The organism is Bacillus sp. TCT6 (assembly GCF_056033845.1).
Genome location: NZ_JBVYHX010000001.1, coordinates 442135 through 461915 on the forward strand (window position 1 = coordinate 442135; position 19781 = coordinate 461915).

Here is a 19781-nt window from a genome sequence, read left to right on the forward strand (position 1 = left end):
GAAAATGAATAGACTAAGAGTATGATAAAGGTAATTGGTAATATATAGGTTTAATGAGAGTTACGAATAAGGGGGTAGCATATGAAGAAGGATTTGGATAAGAAAATAGAAGCACTCGAAACGGCAATTGAAACGATTCAAGAAGCACTTGCTGAATTAAAGGTGAAGCAAAGGGAAATAGAAGTAGAAAACGCTCAGCAACATGTTAGTAAGGATAAGAAAGAATATATTGAAACGGTAATGGAGGAAAAGCCAAAAGAAGAAATAGTTAAGATAAAAGAGCCTTTGCAAGAACGTGAGGTAAAACAAGTAGATATATCTGCTTTTAAACCAGAGCCATTTAATATTATTAAGTTTTGTCAAACGTGGTTACCGCGTGTATTTGTCGGTATTATGTTGCTTGGAGTGATCTGGTTATTTAAAGCAGGGGTAGATGCTGGTTTATTAACACCAGCAATACGAATTGTGTTTGGTATCGCATTATCTATCGGGTTGTATTATATAGGAGATATTCAAGTTAAAAGAGAGCGGCAAGCATTAGGATTAGTATTAGCTGGAGGAAGTATTACCGGGATTGTTCTAACAACGTTTGCAGCACATTATTTATACGGATTTATTCCGGCAAGTGTCGCGTTTCTCTGTAATATTGCATGGGTTATTTTAGGCATTTATTTAGCGAAAAGATATCAATCGGAATATCTCACTATTTTCGTAGCGGTCGGAGCGTTCTTCGTACCATTTTTGTTAAATAGTACGACTCCTAATCCTTATATTTTCTTTGGATATGAGACAGTGTTAACACTTAGTTTATTATGGTATGCGTTGAAAAATCGTTATAAATATTTATATATGATTTCTTATGCTGTTGCTGCCATTGTCCTTTTCGTTTTCTTTGCTGTTATGTCAATGTTAGTAGAGAACTTGCAAATACAGTTAACGATTGTATATGGTTTGATTCATTTACTATTATTTTGGCATATGTTTACGGAGAGAAGTTTTATACCAGAACCGCGTTTGGCGATATTTAGTGCGAATGCAGTTTTCTTTATACTAGCTATTGCTAAAATACCTGATTTTACAACATGGGGATTGATTATTAGTGCAATTGTGCACGCTGCTATGTTTGTGCTTGAGTATAGGAAGAATAGACATTCTACATTTACAAATCTCTTATTTGGTTTCACAATGGGAGCATTTAGTTTAGCGATTTTATACGAGTATAGTTTAGTGAATGCAGCGATCGTACTATTATTACAAGGTTTCCTTGGAATGGTTACTTCTATTAAAGGAAAACAACAGATAAAATTGTATGTTAGTGCAACGATTTACGCGATTGGAATGATACAAACGATTTTTAGTCCGTTTGATCAATTTATTTCGGCAGGCTTTGTTGCTCATATTATTTTAATAGGAACATTCTATTATTGCATGAGACAAGCGAAAGAAGTGTTAGCGAGTTTTGGTAAGTATGTGTACTCTATAGCGCTCTACTGGTTAATGGTCATTGTATTTATTACAATTACTAGAATTGGTGAAGTTCTTTCTACAGATGGAAGTATAATTAGCGTATCTGTATCGTTATTATGGATGATATATGCGTTATTTGCAGTTTGGTTTGGCCGTTATAGACAGATGAATGAAATATTATATGCTGGATTAATCGTATTAGTAGTAACGGTAGGGAAGTTATTCCTACTTGACTTACCGGAGGTTTCGATGATGATTAGGGCAGTGTTATTCCTAATCGTCGGTAGTATAGGTATCGTTATTTCAAGAATGTTTTTCTCAAAAGAAGAGAAGTGAAAAGAAGGCAATCCATGTATGGATTGCCTTTTTCATTATTTTTTATTAATCGTTACAGTTTCATTATATTTCGCTGTTGTATTTTGACGTAGACGAAGCGTTGCTTGTCCAGTTGTATTTGAATCAATCTGTACATTTACAACTTTTTCAGCAGAGCCTAAGCTGTTTGTTGTGAAAGAGAATGCACTACTATATCCGAAAGCAGATGGCCAAGTGCCGTTTGTATTTTGAACTTTTGCTACTTGTGTTCCACCAGTAGTGAATATACCTAAAGAATAGTTGTTATAAGTTGTATTAGGTAGTAAGTTGTTTACTTGAATCTTCATTTGGAAAATTTCATTGTTTGGTAGAATGCTAGGGTGTGTAACGACGTAGTCGCTTGTTGTTACCGCACCGTTATAACCGTATGAACCTGGTTTAAAAGTATTTGTATTAAACCATTGATAACCTGCATTTGGTGCACTCCAAGGTTCAGGTTGTGGTTCTGTTGATAAGCTTGGCTGTTCAAATGTTTGTAGAGCTGTAGGTGAATCAAGTTGTAAACCATTTACTTGATCTAAACTTGTAAATGTCTCTTTATTCGATAACCAATTTACGATGTTTTCTAATAAAATCGCATCGTTTTCTTCTTTATAACCATCGTAAGTTTTCTTTGTTTGGCCAGAATCTTCACGAACGTACTTTGGCGTTGCATCTTCAACAGGAGAAGAGTCACCAATAAAGGCAGCTTTTCCAAGTCCTATTTTTGCAATTGCAGCATATGGGCCTTCTGCAATACCACCGCCATTATAAACGCCACTATCAACAGCGTTATTCCATTTTGATGGATTTTCTGGAAGGTAAACAAGTCCTTTTGCTAGTTTTGGGTTTGTAATTGCTAGAGTAGAACCAGCATGCATTGCTACAGAAGAAACACCTTTTGTAATTCCGAAAGATTGTTCAGGCGATACAATTGTTTTCGCTGAAACATCACCAAGTGCATTGTAGCGGAAGCGAATACCGAAGTTGTCAGATAGCCAATCAGAGCTTTCTACTCCTTGCATAGCTTGTGAATTTGCTTCTTCATTAGACATTCCTTTTGCTGGATTATCCCAAGCACCGCGTCTATATCCATTAAATACTTCAGAAGAGTCCCAGCGATTTTTATTACGATCCGCATTGTAATGATCGGCAATAAAGAAGATACTACCACCATTTTTTACATATTGTAACATAGCGTCCTGCTCAGATTTTTTGTAAGGAATATTAGCTTCTGGAACGATAAATACATTGTAACCATTTAAGTCTTCGTACGTAATAGGTGTTGATTTACGAAGTTCTTTTACGTGATATCCGTTTTTTGCAATGCCGTTTCCGAAGTCAGAAAAGCCGCCGTCAATAACCCAGTCAGCTGTCCCAGCAGTTTGACCGTGTGTATTATCGAATAATACTTTCTTCCCATTGTTTTGATTTACAACTTTTGCAGCAATTTCAGGAGCTGGGTCTACAGAGCTTTCGGCATAAGTAGACGGTATGAACGAGGTCCCTATACTTAGTGTAATTGCTGTTGCTAAAGAAAATGTAATCCATTTTTTATTCTTCATAGAAGAATCCCCCTAATAATAAATATATGTGCTTTAATAATGTAATTTATTTTTCTGTAAAAATAAAGACGGAAAACATAAAAAATATTAAAAAATTGTAAAAATACCGTGAATTTTGTTGAGAAATATTTATATAGATATAAAAACACCCCTTCCAAGTAATAAGGAAGGGGTGCTTTGCTTAACTAATTTTTGAGTTAGGTGTTTCATCAATCTTATGAAACCCTTTCATGTAATATACGATTGCTAAGCCGATAAGCCAAATTGGGCCGACAATCAATGCAATTCGTGTATCTTCTGAATACGCCATTATACCTAGTACTAATACAAGGAAAACGAGTGAGAAATATGAGCTTAATGGGTATAAAGGCATTTTATATGATAACTTTTGTTTATTTTGAGTAGGTAAGCTTTTACGGAATTTAATTTGAGCAACTAATATAATTCCCCAAGTCCAAATTGCGCCGAAAGTTGAAATGCTAGTAAGCCATGTAAATACCTTTGCAGGTACGAGATAGTTTAATATAACACCAATGAGTAAAACGATAGCAGTTGCTACAATTCCTTGGCTTGGAATGCCGTTTTTATTTAAACGACCAAATCTTTCAGGAGCTTTTTTCTGCTGAGCTAATGTAAATAGCATACGGCCTGTACTAAATAAACCACCGTTACAAGAAGAAAGAGCTGCTGTTAATACGACAAAGTTAATAATACCTGCTGCTTTTGCGATACCAATTTGCTGGAATGTTAATACGAATGGGCTTCCTTTCTCACCAAGTTCGTTCCATGGATAAATTGCCATCATAACGAATAGCGCTCCTACGTAGAACAGTAATATTCTCCAAAACACGTTATCAATTGCTTTTGCGAGTGTTTTCTTCGGATTTTGAGCTTCACCAGCTGTAACACCGATTAATTCAACGCCTAAATAAGCGAATAGTACCATCTGCATGGAGAGTAGTAACCCAGAAAAACCATTTGGGAACCAGCCACCATGTGACCAAAGGTTTGAAATACCAGTAGCGATACCACCGTTTCCGAATCCGAATAAAATAATACCAGCTCCGACTACTATCATACAGATAATTGTGACAATTTTAATGAGAGCAAACCAAAACTCAAGTTCTCCAAATACTTTTACCGATAAGAAGTTAAAAGCGCTCATTAACAATAGAGCAAGTAATGCCCAAGTCCAGCGCGGGATATCTGGGAACCAGTACTGCATGTAAATACCAGCTGCTGTAATTTCAGCCATACAAGTAACAACCCATAAGAACCAGTAATTCCAACCAGTAATATAACCAGCGAGTGGGCTGATATAATCATATGCATATTTACTAAAAGAACCGGCAACAGGTTGTTCAATTGCCATTTCCCCGAGAGCTCGCATAATGAAAAAAATAACGAGTCCGGCAATCATATAGCCTAGTAAAATAGAAGGACCGGCTAGTTTAATAGCGGAAGCGGATCCTAAAAATAGCCCAACACCAATAGCTGAGCCAAGTGACATTAAAGTAATATGTCGTTCTTTTAAACCACGATTTAAAGTTCCAGATTTGTTTGTGTGCTGCATAAGAAGAATCCCCCTTGTAGAGTGAACGATATTTGAATGAGTTTGCTAAATATTTAACTATTTCAAATTATAAAACATTTCTATCTGTTGTGCTACAAAAATAATCATAATGAACTGTACTACATCTGTACTTGTCAGACTTAAACTTAAAATTCGAACTATTAGGGAATATATTGACTCTTCTTTTTATTGATTGTTAAGATTAAGTATTATATTTTCTCACATACTAGTAAGAAAAGAATGTGTGATAATAATTCAGGTGTAGGAAGGGTACATAAGCATGTTTCAATTACAAAAATATAACACTTCTGTGAAGCAAGAGTTTTTAGCTGGCATCACAACTTTTTTTACATTTGCGTATATTCTTGTCATCAATCCAAAAATATTATCTGATGCAGGTGTACCATTTGACCAAGCGTTTACAGCAACAATTATTGCCACCGTTGTTGGAACAGTAGGTATGGCAATTTTCGCGAATTACCCGATTGTTATTGCTCCAGCTATGGGAATGAATGCATATTTTGCTTATTCTGTTGTACAGAAGGCAGAAGGGATTACATATGTAGTTGCCTTTTCAGCTGTATTTGTAACGGGGATTATTTTTCTTTTATTATCTTTTACTTCGTTTAGGCAAAAGTTAATTTTAGCAATTCCTGATAGTTTAAAGCATGCAATTGCAGGTGGAATTGGACTATTTATTGCTTTTATTGGATTGCGCCTTTCTGGAATTATCGTAGATCATCCGTCTAATTTAGTTACGATTGGTGATTTTCATTCTCCAGCTGTTATTTTAACTTTAATTGGTTTAATATTAGCGGCGGTATTAATGGCATTACGTGTGAGTGGTGCATTATTTATTAGTATGATTGTGACAGGAATTATCGCCTTCTTTACAGGGCAATTGAAGTTTGCTGATAAAATTGTGGCGATGCCTCATTTGCCAGAGGGTATTATCGTTTCAAACCCAACCAATGCATTTTCAGATGTAATTGAATACGGATTATATGGTGTTGTATTTTCATTTTTACTTGTACTTTTATTCGATACAACAGGTGCATTACTTGGTTTAATTAAACAAGCAGGTTTAATTACAGACAATACAGAGAAGCGTTTTGGTAAAGCGTTTATTGCAGATGCAATTGGAGGGACTACAGGTTCTATCTTTGGAACAAGCCCAACAGCAGCGACGATTGAATCGTCAGCAGGTATTGCTGCAGGTGGGAAAACTGGATTAACAGGGATTGTAGTTGTTGGTCTAACAATTATAACGGCATTTTTCAGTCCTGTTATTGCTTCTTTATCAAGTGTGGCCGCTATTACAGCTCCTTCATTAATTATAGTAGGTAGTTTAATGGCACAAAGCATTCGAGATATTAATTGGAATGAATTTGAAGATGCGTTACCAGCATTTTTGATTTTTATAGGTATTCCGTTAACATCTAGTATTGCAAATGGAATCGCAATTGGTTTTTTAGTATATCCAGTTTTGAAAATTGTGAAGGGTAAAGGAAAGGAAGTACATCCATTACTATACTTATTTACAATTTTATTTGGATGTCATTTATTCTTATAATATAAATATAGGAGAGGGCCTTCTTATGGGAGGCCCCTTTTTTGTGTATAATAAAGTGAAACTATAGGCAGTAGGGGGATCCCCACTGTGTATTAGCCCACACCAATTGTGATAAGATGAAAACTTAAATGATTTCGTAAAATATAAATTACTTAATGGAATATATATGTTACAATAAAGACAGAGGAGGAACATGAATGGCTGTAAGTAAAATAAAAGTCGCGCGTGTTCAGTTAGATTTAACACAGCAACAATTAGCAGAAAAAGTAGGCGTTACAAGGCAAACGATTAGTTTAATTGAGAAGGGGAAATACAATCCATCTTTAGATTTATGTTTGAAAATTTGTTATGCAGTAGATAAAACGTTGAATGAGTTGTTTTGGGAGGAAAAGGAGTGATAGGATGAAAATCGTGAAAGATGAACGTTTAATGATTGAAGGGTTAAAACATATTAGATGGGCTTTCATCTTACAAAATATCGTCATACTAGCTATCATCTTTTACCGCTATGTCTTGCAAGAGGCAGGATATGAAAGTGTTTCGGATTTATTAATGATATTTATTGGCGGGATCGTAGTTATTAACTTCTTAAATTTAAAACATTCTGTAGAGGTATATGAGCACACAGGCGGAGTGTCACGTAGCTATTTCATGAAATTATTATTAATTCCAGTAGGTATTATTATTGGGATATTAGCTGTTTGTATCATTGTAACACCAGATATCTCGATAAAAGAAATAAATATAACAGCACTTATTATGTTTGCTTGTTTTTTAGTTCCTAGTTTATTTATCTACATATATATGAAAAAGATAAAAAGTGAAGATTGAAATATAAGAAAAGCTTTCCCGTATTGAGGAAAGCTTTTCTTATATCTTTTTATACAAAACTTTATGAAGGCCAATCGGTTCAATTTCAAAGATTTCACCATGCTCCTGAAAGTCTAATCGCTTGTAATAGTCAGTTACAGTAATACGGCTATTACACCATAGAATGTTTGCTTTCCGTTCTTTTAAAATTTGTTCTGCCTTCTGAATTAAGGAGCTTCCAGCTCTTTTGTTCCGAAAGTTAGGTAATGTTGCCATTCCTCGTAGTCTATAATGGATACCATTTTGCAAATCAGGATATATTTCTTTTGAGAAGGAAGCGATGCTAATTAACTCATCGTTTATAAAGGCACCTAAGTGGAATGTGTCTTTTTCGTAGTCAGAAGAGTATTTACAGTCTGCTAGGGACTGATTGGGACGCAACACCGCTTGGCGTAATAAGTGTGTCTCGGATGCATCAATATACTGCACAGTAATCATATTATCATCCTTTCTTATAAACCTTTTTCTATAAGTTGTATAAAGAAGTATGCAGGTGCAGCGAGAAGGCCGAGTATACTAGCGGTTCCTAGAAGGAGTGAAAGAAAAAGGCATGAGTATTTAACTCCATTTGATTTTTTCCAACCATAGCTGCAAATTTCAATGCTAACACCGATGAGAATAATGGCGACGAGTACTTCTGCTAATAATAAGAGAGCTAAAGTTACAATAGACATAATGTAATCCATCCTCATAATATGTGATAGTAACATTTTACCATATAAAAATTAAAAAATGCCCCTCAATTATGTGGGGGGCATTTTTTTACTCTAATATGTTTTTTAGTGTATCGATATGCTCTTTCGAACCTGTTACAAGTAATGTATCACCGTGTTGTAGTCTTGTATCACCATGTGGTATTAATGCTTTATTACCGCGGTAGATTTGAATGACAAGTACATCACCTAAAAACGGGAGGCGGCGAAGCGCAATGCCGTTATATTTATTGCTGCGCAGTTCAACTTCGCGTACTGTTTCGTTTGCTGTTGTAATTAAGCGAACGAGACTAGGTTTATCAATAAGTGCACGTAATAAAATACGTGTAGAGTTAATTGTTGAGAATACAGCGATATGTTCTTGCGTTGCTTTTTCTTGTAGAAGTGGATCTTCTACACTTGCAATAACATGTTCAACACCTAGCTCTTTTGCATGTTCTGCCAATAATAAGTTTTGTTCATCATCGCTTGTTGCAACAACGACGCGATCTGCATCAAATGCTGTTTGTTCAGTTAATGATGCAATTGTGATGTCATCTAATTTCACGATAGGAAAGTCATGTGATTTTGCTTCTTCATCATTTATTTTGTTTTGACGCATCATATATAGCGTTACGTCATAATCTTCTCGTTTTAAATCTAGTGATAACGGAAGGGTAATTCTGCTCGCGCCAATAATAGCTACTTTTGGTTTTGGTGTTTCTACTTTTGGGAACATTTTTTTAAATAATATAGGTGCAAAAATACAAGTAATAACTGCGCTTAAAATAAGAGAGGCAGATAAACTTGGACTGATAATCCCCAGTTTTTCACCAATTTGTGCAGCCGCAATAACTAAAGAAAGTGTCGATGTTAATAAAATTGCACTTCCAAGTACGATATTACGTGGATACCATTTTCGTAAGACGAGTGATGGTAAGAGTTTTGAAATAAAGAGTCCTACAATTAAGATTGGGATCATTAGCATGCTAGAAGGCTCTTTAAAAATAGACCATACCTCTAGATTTACACCAACCATTACGAAGAAAATAGGGATGAAGAAACCATAGCCGATGGAATCAAGTTTTTCAACCATATCTTCATTTGGTGATAATAACGATACAAGTACGCCTGCTAAGAAGGCACCTAAAATATTTTCTGCTCCAACAGATTCCGATAAACCAACTAAGATTAAAATGAGTGCAAAAACAGCCCGTGTATCAATTTGTACACTACCAGCTTTTAAACTATCTAAGTATGGAATGTTTTTAAAGCGTTTTGCAATAAAGTAAATGACAATACCGGCACCGAATAGAAGAAGTAAGAGCCACATACTTTGGCCGCTTTCGGAATTTAATCCGACGAAAACAGCGAGTAAAATCATTGTAACTAAGTCTGCAATAACAGCAACTAATAAAATGATTTGTCCGATTGCAGTTTTTCCTAGGTTGTTCTCTTTTAATGTTGGTACAACAACCCCTAAAGAAATAGTTGAAATAATTAAAGTCATGAACATTGCATTATCTACGAATCCTAGCCATACGAATAGTAATGATAGGGCATAAGATAAGATGAAAATAAATAAGAAGATAATGCTTGCTGCTTGAAATGTATTTGGCTCGTTTGTCGTATTTTTTTTCCCTTTTTGTTTAAAGATAGAAAAATCAATTTCTAAACCGCTTAAGAACATGAGGAAGATAAATCCTAATGTTGATAAAACTTGAAGCCATATATCTGGCTCAATAATATTAAACCCACTTTTACCTACAAAGATTCCTGCAATAATTTCTGCAACGACAACAGGAAGTGCTTTTAATTTAAAGCGTTGTAACAAAAGGGGAACGAAAAACGCGATTGCAACGACAACCATAAGTGATAGAACAGAAGTATGATGTTCCATTGCGTTCTCTCCCTTCAAATAAATATAGTACCTATTTAGCCATATAATAGGTAGAAAAGCAACGCATATGGATTCGATTTCATAAAGAAAGACTTTTCTTAACATTTGTCATAATAAGTATATTTTTCATGATTCTGTTGTTAATTCCGTAATGTGGATGTAATAGGGGAGGGGATAAAAAAAGACTGCTGAGGAATCTCAGCAGTCTTTTTCATGTACATTACATTGAGAAGAAGATCCATACAGTTAAACCAACTGTTGCAGTTGCAACGAAGAAACTGTATATCATTGTAAGAATTTGAACTCTTCCTTCTCCTTCTTTTAAATGCATGAACATAATTAATTGTAACAATGCTTGCGCAACAGCCATGATGATAATAGTTGTTAAGACTGTTGAAAGTGGCAATGTTGTGTAAAGTGCCACGTATAACGCTAGAAACGTTAATGCAAGCGATAAAATAAATCCGAAAACGTGTGACCAAGGGAATCCGCTATGCGCATGCCCATTTGCTTGATTGTTGTTTTGAGCCATTTACGCCACCATCCCGTTCAAGTAAACTAGTGTGTAAATGAAGACCCAAACAAGGTCAAGGAAATGCCAGTATAAGCTGATAATGAATACTTTACGAGCTGTAACTGGTGTTAGACCTCGTTTTAAAATTTGGATAATAACACAAATTGCCCAAATGATACCGCCTGTTACGTGGGCTCCATGCGTTCCAAGAAGAACGAAGAATGCAGATAGGAAAGCACTTGTTTGAATTGTTGCGCCTTCACCAATATACATAATGAACTCTTCAATCTCGAAGAATAGGAAACCTGCACCTAAAAGTAATGTAAGGACGAACCATCCAAGCATCGCTTTTTGGTTGTGCTTACGCATTTCGTGAATTACGATACCACATGTGAAACTACTTGTTAAAAGTAGTAATGTTTGAATTAAAAGCGTTTTAAGTTCAAACAGTTGCGCTGGAGTTGGGCCATCTGCCGTACGACCAGCAAGGACTAGATAAGAGGCGAAAAGTGTTGCGAACAGCATAATTTCAGCCCCAAGAAAAATCCAGAATCCTAGGATATTCAATCTGCTTTGTTCGGATTGATATTCCAAAGGTAAGCTTTTATCTAAAGCCGCCATGTCATTTCACCTCTCATGCTATATGTTCTGTTTCTTTAATTTCATCAACACTTACGTAGTAACCATCGTCATAATCGAATGAACGATAGATTAAGCAAGCTAAAATACCAATACCACCGATTGCTGCAAGCCAGAACCAGCTAAATACTAATGCGAAACCTGCAAGACCGAAGAATAAAGACGCAATAATAGGCACACCAGAGTTACTTGGCATGTGAATTGGTTTGATATCTTCTGCTGCTGGTGTAACTGTTTCTCCGCGTTTTTTCATGTACCAGAAAGCATCAGCTTCTTTAATTTCAGGAAGCTTTGCGAAGTTGTAATGTTGTACAGGAGATTGAGTTGCCCATTCAAGTGTACGACCATCCCATGGATCTCCAGTTGTGTCACGTTCACCGTGACGTGCACTCCAAATTACGTTGTAGCAAAGAAGTAGGAAGCCAATACCCATCATTACCGCACCAACAGATGCGATTTGGTTTAGCCATCCCCATCCAAGACTTTCAGAGTAAGTGTACATACGACGAGTCATACCGTCTAAACCTAAGAAGTACATTGGGAAGAAACAGATGTTAAATCCGCTCATAAAGATCCAGAATGTCCATTTACCTAGGCGTTCATTTAACATATGACCAGTCATTTTTGGATACCAGAATGTGAATCCAGCAAGCATAGCGAATACTGTACCTGCGATTAATACGTAGTGGAAGTGAGCAATTAGGAAGTAGCTGTTATGGTATTGATAATCAGCTGCTGCCATTCCAAGCATAACCCCTGTAACCCCACCGACTACGAAGTTTGGAATAAATGCCAATGACCAAAGCATTGGAACTGTAAAACGAATACGTCCTTTATACAGTGTAAACAACCAGTTAAAGATCTTAACCCCGGTTGGAATCGAAATCGCCATTGTCGAAATCGAGAAGAATGAGTTAACCGCTGGACCTGCACCCATCGTGAAGAAGTGGTGAAGCCATACGACGAAACTTAGTAAAGAAATTGCAACCATTGAGTATACCATCGCACTGTAACCGAATAGACGCTTACGTGAGAATGTACTAATGATTTCAGAGAAAATACCGAATGCCGGTAAAATAACGATATATACTTCAGGGTGACCCCATACCCAGAACAGGTTGGCCCATAACATCGGCATACCGCCGCTCGCCATCGTAAAGAAGTGAGCATCGAATAGACGGTCAAATGTCATTAATGCAAGAGCAACTGTTAATACTGGGAAAGCGAAAATAATGATAATTGTTGTAATTAAGATTGACCAAGTAAACATTGGCATTCTCATTAAAGTCATACCAGGTGTACGCATTTTTAAGATAGTAACAAGGAAGTTAATACCGGTCATTAGCGTACCGAGACCTGAAATCTGTAATGCAATTGCGTAGTAGTTATTTCCTACGCCTGAAGTAAACTCTGTACCTGCCATTGGGAAGTAAGAAGTCCACCCAGCGTCTGGAGAACCACCGATTACGAAAGCGATGTTGAATAACATTGCTCCGACAAAGAATAACCAGAAACTTAAAGCATTTAAGAACGGATATGCAACGTCACGAGCACCAATTTGTAATGGTACTACAAGGTTCATTAATCCCATAACGAATGGCATTGCCATGAAAAGAATCATTACTGTACCATGCGTTGTAAAGATTCCGTTATAGTGTTCAGCGTTTAAATAAGTTGTTTCTGGGAATGTTAACTGTGCACGGATCATTAAACCATCCATACCACCGCGGAATAACATGATAACCGCAGAAATAATATACATGGCTCCGATTTTTTTATGGTCAACAGTTGTCAACCATTCGTCCCAAAGCCATTTCCATTTTTTATACTTTGTTAGTACGAAAATGATTGCTAATGTCACAAGAACGATAGAAGCGTCTGCACCGTAAATAATCGGGTCACCTGTGACAAAGAATTCATCAAGCTTCACTGTGTTCACTCCAATCTGTTGGAATAATAGCTATTATTTTTTGTTTTTGTAGTAGTTGTAATCACAATATTCAAGTGATTTTGGATCTACATAACTTAAGTGGTGACTAGAGAACGTCATGCGTCCAACTACACCAGGTTTAATAATTTCGTTGTACTTCTCTTCGGTTAACTTATCAGCCTTTTCTTGTACTTCTTTAACCCACTTGTCATATTTCTCTTTAGTTTTTGCTTCAACTTCGAACTCCATGTGTGTGAATCCTTCACCAGAGAAGTTCGCACTACGGCCTAGGTAAGAACCTGGCTTATCAGCTTGTAAATAAAGATCCATAATCATGCCATCCATTGTGTACTTCATACCACCAAGTTCTGGTACCCAGAAAGCATTCATTGGGCCGACAGAAGTCAGTTTGAATTGAATTGGTACACCAGCTGGGATATTTAAATAGTTAACGGTTTCAATTTTTTCCTCTGGGTAACTGAATAACCATTTCCAGTTTGCAGATGTAACATAAATTTCAACTGGTTTAATATGTTTGGACTCTTTCGGAACCTCTTCCGAAGCATAAGTTGCTTTTACTGTTGGAATCGATAATGCGATAACGATAATAACAGGAACAAGCGTCCAAATAATTTCTAGTAATGTGTTACCGTGTTGTTCAGGTGGCTCATAGTCCATATTCTCTGGTTTTTCACGATAACGAATCAAGATGACTGTAAACAGAATGAATACAATTGCGATAATTAATGACATAAGCAAGAATGACCAAACAATTAAATCATACTGTGCTTTTGCAACAGGTCCTTGCGGATTTAATACTGCGAGTTTTTTATCACAGCCACCGAGGAACAGAAGTAATGATAACGGAAGAAGCGAAGCCAACTTCCAAAACGCTTTCTTTAGTTGCACGATTGAAAATCTCCTTTCTCCTTGGATTGAAACTATGCCAATAAAACAATATAAACCTATTAATTTATAGAAGGCAATAGTTTTTGATATATTGTTAAAAAATAGACACAAATGCACACTTTTTAAGGTGAATATCATTTGTAACTTGATTACATTGTAAACTATTTTCCAGAGAAAAACGTGATTGTGAAAATTTTAAGATAAATAAAGTTATACCAGGATATCCAAGAAATAGAAAAAAGCTATCTTATCATAAGAAAGATAGCTGAATATTTTGTATATTTAGTTTATTTTTTGTGTGATAGTTCGTGGCTGTTCAAGTGTGACAATTTTTTTATATTTAAATTGGTATAAAATGTAACAAATAATCATAAATGGAATGCCACAATAAAGAGCAATTCTTTGATCTGGAATGAAAGCCAAACTAACAAATGTAATGAAATTGAGTAAGAACGCCACGATTGGAACTAGCGGATAGAGCGGTGTACGATATTTTAAATCATTTATGTCGCCACCATTTTTCACGAAATTTCTACGGAAGAAAAACTGTGAAGCGGCAATTGACATCCAAACGACAACGGCAGCCATTGCTGCAATAGATGTTAAAACTAGAAAGACAGTATCTGCCGCAAATACACTTGTTAATAAGGAAAGGCTAGCAAAAATCAGACTGAAAATTAATGCATTTAGCGGTACACCTTTTTTAGTTAATTTCGTAAATGCTGGGCTTGCCATTCCTTGTTTTGCCATCGCCCACAGCATACGAGAATTTGCGTATAGACCAGAGTTAGCAACGGATAATACAGCTGTAATAATAACAAAGTTCATAATGTCTGCTGCATATGGGACACCGGCTACATCAAAAACAAGTACAAACGGACTTTCGACTAGATTAGCCTCTTGCCATGGGAGTAAACCTACAACAACTGATATCGCTAAGACGAAGAAGAAGAGAGTTCGCCAAATTGTATTTTTGATCGCTTTTGGAATTGTTTTTTCAGGATTTTCACTTTCTCCTGAAGCGATTCCGATTAATTCTGTTCCTTGGAAGGAGTAATTTACTGTAATCATCGTAAGAAGAACAGCTAATGCACCGTTTGGAAATAGCCCGCCATTTTCAGTGAAATTATGAAGCATCGGAGCTGGCTTTCCGTTAAAGTCTAGTAAACCGAACATAACAGCGCCACCAAGTACGATGAAAATAACGATTGTTGCAACTTTTACACTTGCGAACCAAAACTCTGCTTCTGCATATGCTTTTGCTGATAAAGCGTTTACGAGGAAGAGCGCTGCTGCAAATGTAACGCACCAAATCCATGAAGAAACGTCTGGAAACCAGCGTTTCATTAAAATACTTACAGTTGTTAACTCTACGCCAACTGTAACAGCCCAATTTAACCAATACATCCAACCGACAACAAATCCAAAACCAGGTGAAATGAATTTGCTTGCATAGCTTTGGAATGAACCTGCTTCTGGCATAGCAACAGATAATTCACCAAGACATAACATCGTTAAATACATAACAAATCCACCGACTAAAAATGCAAGAATAGCGCCACCAGGTCCGGCATTATGGACGATTTGACCAGATCCCATAAATAGCCCGGTTCCGATAACACCACCGAGTGCAATCATAAATAGGTGTCTACTTTTCATTGTTCGTTTTAAATTTGTTTGTTCAATTTGTTGATTCATATGCCCCTCACCCCGTATTTTCTTGAATGTGTGAACTTCATTTTATTCTGAGTTTTTAATCATTAGTGGGGGATGCAACACACACTCGGTTTATTTGCTATGAAATGAATGGAGTATGTAAAAAATGAACTATGACTAAATACTCTAAGAATGTTTGTTAACATGGTGATATCTTCACCATGTTAACAATTTTGATTTTAGCAAAATATTCTGGAAATGTATATTTATTTTTCTTTTTATTAAAAATAATTAGAATTTTTATAATTAATTCTATGAGCGATAATTCACATGATCTTTCTAGCAAACTAGTAAGAAGAAGGGTACAATGATAAGAGTTGTGTCTGTAAAATAATAATTAATGGAGTTTTGTTTATAATGAAAAAGTTAAAATATCTTTTTGTTTTTGGTATTATACTTGCTGCTGCATTTTTTATAGGGAAAGATAAAATCATGCAAAAGGCGCAAGTTTTACGCTTAGAGTTTCTATCTGAAATGAAAGAAGCAGCTATGATTGAAGATGTTCCGTTTATTAAACAATTACCAGAATTACCTCGAGGATGTGAAGTGACAAGTTTAGCTATGTTGCTGCAATATAAAGGTGTACAAGTAGATAAGATGCAACTTGCTAGCGAAATTTATCGTGTTCCATTTGAACAAAATGGTTTGCGTGGAAATCCTTACGAGGGGTTTGTAGGAAATATTTATACAAAGGCAAAGCCTGGATATGGTGTATACAATAAACCAATCTTTGATTTAGCAGAAAAATATGTTCCTGAAAAAGTAATTAATTTAACAGGTAGAGACATGCAAGATATATATAAAGTAATTAGTTCTGGCTCCCCGGTATGGGTCATTATTAATACGACGTTTAAGCCGCTAGCTGAAAGTAGTTTTGAAACATGGAATACGAGTTCAGGCGAAGTGAAAATTACATATTATGAGCATAGTGCAGTAGTAATTGGATATGATCAAAACTTTGTATATGTAAATGATCCTCTGAAAAATAATCCACGTTTGGCTGTTCCACGAGCAGAATTTGAGAAAGCTTGGGAGCAAATGGGAAAACAAGCGATTACTATTTTATAAAAAAGAAAAAGTCATCTTTTGGATGGCTTTTTCTTTTTGGTTTATCATATTTGAAAATTCAGAAGATTCTTTTAAAAGTTAACAATTCACGTTATAATAACATTTAACTTGGTGAAGAAGGAGTGAAGGGGTATGGATGTTGCAAAGGAACTTGTTTTGTCAAAAAATCAGTTAGTTGAGTGGAGAAGGCATTTTCATAAGTATCCAGAGTTATCTTTTCAAGAAGAAAAAACATCGCAGTTTGTGTTCGATATACTTCGGAAATGCCCATATTTAGAAGTGTCACGGCCGACTAAATATAGTGTGATGGCAAAGTTAGTAGGTAAACAGCCGGGCAAAACAGTTGCGGTTCGAGCCGATATGGATGCTCTTCCTATTCATGAAGAAAATGAGTTTGATTTTATTTCTACATATAAAGGTGTGATGCATGCGTGTGGTCATGATGGACATATAGCGATATTACTTGGGGTTGTATATAAGTTAGTAGAAGCAAGAGAGAAGATTAAAGGGGAGATTCGTTTTCTATTCCAACATGCTGAAGAAAATTTTCCTGGTGGTGCAGAGGAGATGATTGCGGCAGGTGTAATGGAAGGTGTGGATTATATCATTGGTGCTCACCTTTGGGCGTCGTTAGAGGTTGGGAAAATAGGCGTTATTTATGGTCCTGCAATGGCTGCACCGGATGTTTTTAAAATTAGGATAGAGGGAAAAGGTGGACATGCTGGAATCCCTCATGAAACGGTGGATAGTATTGCAATCGGTACACAAGTCGTTTCGCAACTTCAGCAAATTGTATCTCGCCTCACGAATCCATTAGATTCTCTCGTAATATCCGTTACTCAATTTCATGCGGGGACAACTCATAATGTAATACCAGAGCAAGCGGAGATTGAAGGGACAGTGCGAAGTTTAAGACATGAGTTACGAGGTGAAACAGAGAAGAAGATTGAGCGGATTGTGAAGCATATTACGGAATCTTACGGAGCGAAATATACGTTTTCTTATGAATATGGATATCGACCAGTTGTAAATAATTATGAAGTTACAGAGCTTATTGAACAAACGGCATTACAACTTTATGGAAGAGATAGAGTTGTTCGTTTGCAGCCGACGATGGCTGGAGAAGATTTTTCAGCGTTTTTACAAAAGGCACCAGGGACATTCTTTTTTATCGGAGCGGGAAATAAAGAGAAAGGTATTATATATCCTCATCATCATCCTCGTTTTACAATTGATGAAGATGCATTACCGATTGGAGTGGAAGTCTTTGTATCAGCCATTATGAATTTTATAAGTAAAGGAGAATGAGATGAAGAAAATACACATCTTAGCGCTTATTCCAGTACTTTGTTTAGTAGTTGGGCCAATATTTGCGAATTCAGTTACTCCTTACGTATTAGGGATGCCATTTTTATTATTTTGGGTATTATTATCAGTGTTTATTACATCTCTTTGTATGGGGCTTGTGTACGTGTTTGATCCTGCTAATAAGGAGGATGTAAAATGACTGCATTACTTATTATTATTTTATTTTTGTTTCTCGCACTATTTTTAGGGATTCGGGCACAACATGGAAAAGATATGAATTTAGAGCAATGGTCAGTTGGGGGAAGAGGATTTGGCACTATTTTTGTTTTTCTCCTGATGGCAGGTGAGATTTATACGACGTTTACATTTTTAGGGGGAAGCGGCTGGGCGTATAGTAAAGGAGCACCTACCTTTTATATTTTGGGATATGGTGCTTTAGCTTATCTTTTATCGTATTTTTTATTACCACCAATTTGGAAGTATGCGAAAGAGCATAACCTTGTTTCGCAGTCGGATTTTTTTGCGAAGAAATATAGAAGTAAAGCGCTTGGACTTATTGTTTCAGTTGTTGGTGTTGTTTCCATCATCCCATATCTTGTTTTACAGTTAAAGGGACTGGGGATTATCGTTTCAGAAGCTTCTTACGGAAGGGTGTCACCTGTTGTTGCAGTATGGATTGGTGCTATTGTTATAACTATATATGTAATGGTTTCAGGTATACACGGTTCGGCTTGGACGGCTGCTTTGAAGGATATTATGATACTGTTTATCGTTATGTTTTTAGGTATATATTTACCGTATCATTATTATGGAGGATTTCAGCCTATGTTTGAGGCTGTAGAAGCAGCGAAGCCGGGATTTTTATCTTTACCTGAAGAAGGAATGAGTATTTCTTGGTTTGTTTCTACTATTATATTAACGGCCCTAGGTTTTTATATGTGGCCTCATACATTTGCTTCTGCTTTTTCTGCAAAAAATGAAAAAGTATTTCGTAAAAATGCAGCAATTATGCCATTGTATTCTTTAGTGTTACTTTTCGTATTTTTTGCAGGGTTTGCTGCTATATTGCAAGTTCCTGGGTTAAAGGGAGCGGATGTGGATCTTTCGTTATTCCGTCTTGCTTTACAAACTTTTGATCCTTGGTTTATTGGAATTATTGGTAGTGCGGGAGTATTAACGGCGTTAGTTCCAGGCTCTATGCTTGTTATGGCGGCTTCTACACTGTTAGCGAAAAATATTTATCGAACGATGGTTCCATCTGCTTCAGATAGACAAGTTGCTAAAGCTGCAAAGTTATTTGTACCTGTAGTAACGCTCGTAGCAGTTTTATTTACATTTAAAGGAGGAGAAACAATAGGAGCCCTTCTGTTAATGGGATACAGTATCGTTACACAACTTTTCCCTGCACTTGTTTGTAGTTTGTTTCCACGCCAGGTTATTACGAAGCAAGGAGCGATTGCAGGAATGGGAATGGGGTTATTAGTTGTTGCATATATCACTTTATCGGGCTCTAATATAGCTACGATGTTTCCGAGTTTTCCGCAGTCTATAAAAGATTTAAATGTAGGTATAGTCGCATTGTTAATTAATATGATTGTGATGTTTGTAGTTAGTGGATTTACAAAAAGTGTATCTATAAAGAAAAACAGCATAATAGTAGAAAAGTAATTCGTTTATTAGAGCTATCTTTGAAAAGAGATAGC

General features: G+C 36.2%; 18 protein-coding genes. 8 read left to right on the plus strand and 10 right to left on the minus strand.

All coding sequences use genetic code 11. From position 1 onward, the window contains the following. The first annotated feature begins 81 nt into the window (after window positions 1–81). Entirely contained in the window at window positions 82–1803 is a 1722-nt protein-coding gene (locus tag AC0ONG_RS02050) for a DUF2339 domain-containing protein (RefSeq protein ID WP_000710907.1), read from the plus strand. 35 nt (window positions 1804–1838) lie between these two features. Here AC0ONG_RS02050 and AC0ONG_RS02055 read toward each other — a convergent pair whose 3' ends face one another. Next, entirely contained in the window at window positions 1839–3386 is a 1548-nt protein-coding gene (locus AC0ONG_RS02055) for a DNA-binding protein (RefSeq protein ID WP_000791516.1), read from the minus strand. Between the two features lie 181 nt (window positions 3387–3567). Then, window positions 3568–4959, minus strand: a complete 1392-nt coding sequence (locus AC0ONG_RS02060; RefSeq protein ID WP_001164901.1) for an amino acid permease — start codon at window positions 4957–4959, stop codon at window positions 3568–3570. A 280-nt stretch (window positions 4960–5239) separates the two neighbouring features. Here AC0ONG_RS02060 and AC0ONG_RS02065 point away from each other — a divergent pair, with 280 nt between their 5' ends. The 3 genes from AC0ONG_RS02065 to AC0ONG_RS02075 all read left to right on the plus strand — a co-directional run bounded on the left by AC0ONG_RS02065 (window position 5240) and on the right by AC0ONG_RS02075 (window position 7363). Next, on the plus strand, window positions 5240–6532 hold the full coding sequence (locus AC0ONG_RS02065) for an NCS2 family permease (RefSeq protein ID WP_000487187.1): 1293 nt from the start codon (window positions 5240–5242) through the stop codon (window positions 6530–6532). 197 nt (window positions 6533–6729) lie between these two features. Then, window positions 6730–6930 carry a helix-turn-helix transcriptional regulator gene (locus AC0ONG_RS02070; RefSeq protein ID WP_000301184.1) on the plus strand — a complete coding sequence of 67 codons (201 nt, stop codon included), beginning with the start codon at window positions 6730–6732 and terminating at the stop codon, window positions 6928–6930. A gap of 4 nt (window positions 6931–6934) precedes the next feature. Next, on the plus strand, window positions 6935–7363 hold the full coding sequence (locus tag AC0ONG_RS02075; protein ID WP_000706646.1) for a hypothetical protein: 429 nt from the start codon (window positions 6935–6937) through the stop codon (window positions 7361–7363). Between the two features lie 39 nt (window positions 7364–7402). On the opposite strand, the gene AC0ONG_RS02080 is transcribed toward AC0ONG_RS02075, so the two are convergent. The 8 genes from AC0ONG_RS02080 to AC0ONG_RS02115 all read right to left on the minus strand — a co-directional run bounded on the left by AC0ONG_RS02080 (window position 7403) and on the right by AC0ONG_RS02115 (window position 15684). Next, window positions 7403–7840: a GNAT family N-acetyltransferase gene (locus tag AC0ONG_RS02080; RefSeq protein ID WP_000633848.1), complete on the minus strand. Its 438-nt coding sequence runs from the start codon at window positions 7838–7840 to the stop codon at window positions 7403–7405. Between the two features lie 14 nt (window positions 7841–7854). Continuing rightward, the gene (locus tag AC0ONG_RS02085) at window positions 7855–8112 is read right to left on the minus strand and encodes a DUF4022 family protein (RefSeq protein ID WP_003260542.1); all 258 of its coding nucleotides are present in this window, start codon (window positions 8110–8112) and stop codon (window positions 7855–7857) included. A gap of 52 nt (window positions 8113–8164) precedes the next feature. Then, a complete protein-coding gene (locus AC0ONG_RS02090; RefSeq protein ID WP_000399963.1) occupies window positions 8165–9994 on the minus strand; it encodes a monovalent cation:proton antiporter family protein in 1830 nt (609 codons plus the stop codon). Between the two features lie 220 nt (window positions 9995–10214). Further along, a complete protein-coding gene (gene qoxD / locus AC0ONG_RS02095) occupies window positions 10215–10526 on the minus strand; it encodes a cytochrome aa3 quinol oxidase subunit IV (protein ID WP_000068425.1) in 312 nt (103 codons plus the stop codon). Further along, window positions 10527–11129, minus strand: a complete 603-nt coding sequence (gene qoxC, locus AC0ONG_RS02100; RefSeq protein ID WP_000729316.1) for a cytochrome aa3 quinol oxidase subunit III — start codon at window positions 11127–11129, stop codon at window positions 10527–10529. 13 nt (window positions 11130–11142) lie between these two features. Further along, window positions 11143–13077 (minus strand): cytochrome aa3 quinol oxidase subunit I, encoded by a 1935-nt coding sequence (gene qoxB / locus AC0ONG_RS02105; protein ID WP_000762373.1) that lies wholly within the window; start codon window positions 13075–13077, stop codon window positions 11143–11145. A gap of 33 nt (window positions 13078–13110) precedes the next feature. Continuing rightward, a complete protein-coding gene (locus tag AC0ONG_RS02110) occupies window positions 13111–13986 on the minus strand; it encodes a cytochrome aa3 quinol oxidase subunit II (protein ID WP_001176164.1) in 876 nt (291 codons plus the stop codon). Window positions 13987–14268: 282 nt separating this feature from the next. Then, complete coding sequence (locus AC0ONG_RS02115; protein WP_001075766.1) at window positions 14269–15684, minus strand: amino acid permease; 1416 nt, start codon at window positions 15682–15684, stop codon at window positions 14269–14271. Between the two features lie 375 nt (window positions 15685–16059). Between AC0ONG_RS02115 and AC0ONG_RS02120 the strand changes: the two genes are divergently transcribed. The 4 genes from AC0ONG_RS02120 to AC0ONG_RS02135 all read left to right on the plus strand — a co-directional run bounded on the left by AC0ONG_RS02120 (window position 16060) and on the right by AC0ONG_RS02135 (window position 19746). After that, a complete protein-coding gene (locus tag AC0ONG_RS02120; protein WP_000734492.1) occupies window positions 16060–16770 on the plus strand; it encodes a C39 family peptidase in 711 nt (236 codons plus the stop codon). 132 nt (window positions 16771–16902) lie between these two features. Next, entirely contained in the window at window positions 16903–18078 is a 1176-nt protein-coding gene (locus AC0ONG_RS02125; RefSeq protein ID WP_000382122.1) for an amidohydrolase, read from the plus strand. A 1-nt stretch (window position 18079) separates the two neighbouring features. Continuing rightward, on the plus strand, window positions 18080–18277 hold the full coding sequence (locus AC0ONG_RS02130) for a DUF3311 domain-containing protein (RefSeq protein WP_000719836.1): 198 nt from the start codon (window positions 18080–18082) through the stop codon (window positions 18275–18277). Then, window positions 18274–19746: a sodium:solute symporter family protein gene (locus AC0ONG_RS02135; RefSeq protein ID WP_000125940.1), complete on the plus strand. Its 1473-nt coding sequence runs from the start codon at window positions 18274–18276 to the stop codon at window positions 19744–19746. The genes AC0ONG_RS02130 and AC0ONG_RS02135 overlap by 4 nt, the downstream gene beginning before the upstream one ends. Window positions 19747–19781 lie beyond the last annotated feature (35 nt).

Bases quoted from the DNA above. Each gene is read 5' to 3' on its own strand.
- AC0ONG_RS02130 (WP_000719836.1), top strand. From the start codon at position 18,080: ATGAAGAAAATACACATCTTAGCGCTTATTCCAGTACTTTGTTTAGTA.
- AC0ONG_RS02075 (WP_000706646.1), top strand. From the start codon at position 6,935: ATGAAAATCGTGAAAGATGAACGTTTAATGATTGAAGGGTTAAAACAT.
- AC0ONG_RS02080 (WP_000633848.1), bottom strand. From the start codon at position 7,840: ATGATTACTGTGCAGTATATTGATGCATCCGAGACACACTTATTACGC.
- AC0ONG_RS02135 (WP_000125940.1), top strand. From the start codon at position 18,274: ATGACTGCATTACTTATTATTATTTTATTTTTGTTTCTCGCACTATTT.
- AC0ONG_RS02060 (WP_001164901.1), bottom strand. From the start codon at position 4,959: ATGCAGCACACAAACAAATCTGGAACTTTAAATCGTGGTTTAAAAGAA.
- AC0ONG_RS02120 (WP_000734492.1), top strand. From the start codon at position 16,060: ATGAAAAAGTTAAAATATCTTTTTGTTTTTGGTATTATACTTGCTGCT.
- AC0ONG_RS02115 (WP_001075766.1), bottom strand. From the start codon at position 15,684: ATGAATCAACAAATTGAACAAACAAATTTAAAACGAACAATGAAAAGT.
- AC0ONG_RS02065 (WP_000487187.1), top strand. From the start codon at position 5,240: ATGTTTCAATTACAAAAATATAACACTTCTGTGAAGCAAGAGTTTTTA.
- qoxD (WP_000068425.1), bottom strand. From the start codon at position 10,526: ATGGCTCAAAACAACAATCAAGCAAATGGGCATGCGCATAGCGGATTC.
- AC0ONG_RS02055 (WP_000791516.1), bottom strand. From the start codon at position 3,386: ATGAAGAATAAAAAATGGATTACATTTTCTTTAGCAACAGCAATTACA.
- AC0ONG_RS02070 (WP_000301184.1), top strand. From the start codon at position 6,730: ATGGCTGTAAGTAAAATAAAAGTCGCGCGTGTTCAGTTAGATTTAACA.
- qoxC (WP_000729316.1), bottom strand. From the start codon at position 11,129: ATGGCGGCTTTAGATAAAAGCTTACCTTTGGAATATCAATCCGAACAA.
- AC0ONG_RS02050 (WP_000710907.1), top strand. From the start codon at position 82: ATGAAGAAGGATTTGGATAAGAAAATAGAAGCACTCGAAACGGCAATT.
- AC0ONG_RS02090 (WP_000399963.1), bottom strand. From the start codon at position 9,994: ATGGAACATCATACTTCTGTTCTATCACTTATGGTTGTCGTTGCAATC.
- AC0ONG_RS02085 (WP_003260542.1), bottom strand. From the start codon at position 8,112: ATGTTACTATCACATATTATGAGGATGGATTACATTATGTCTATTGTA.
- AC0ONG_RS02125 (WP_000382122.1), top strand. From the start codon at position 16,903: ATGGATGTTGCAAAGGAACTTGTTTTGTCAAAAAATCAGTTAGTTGAG.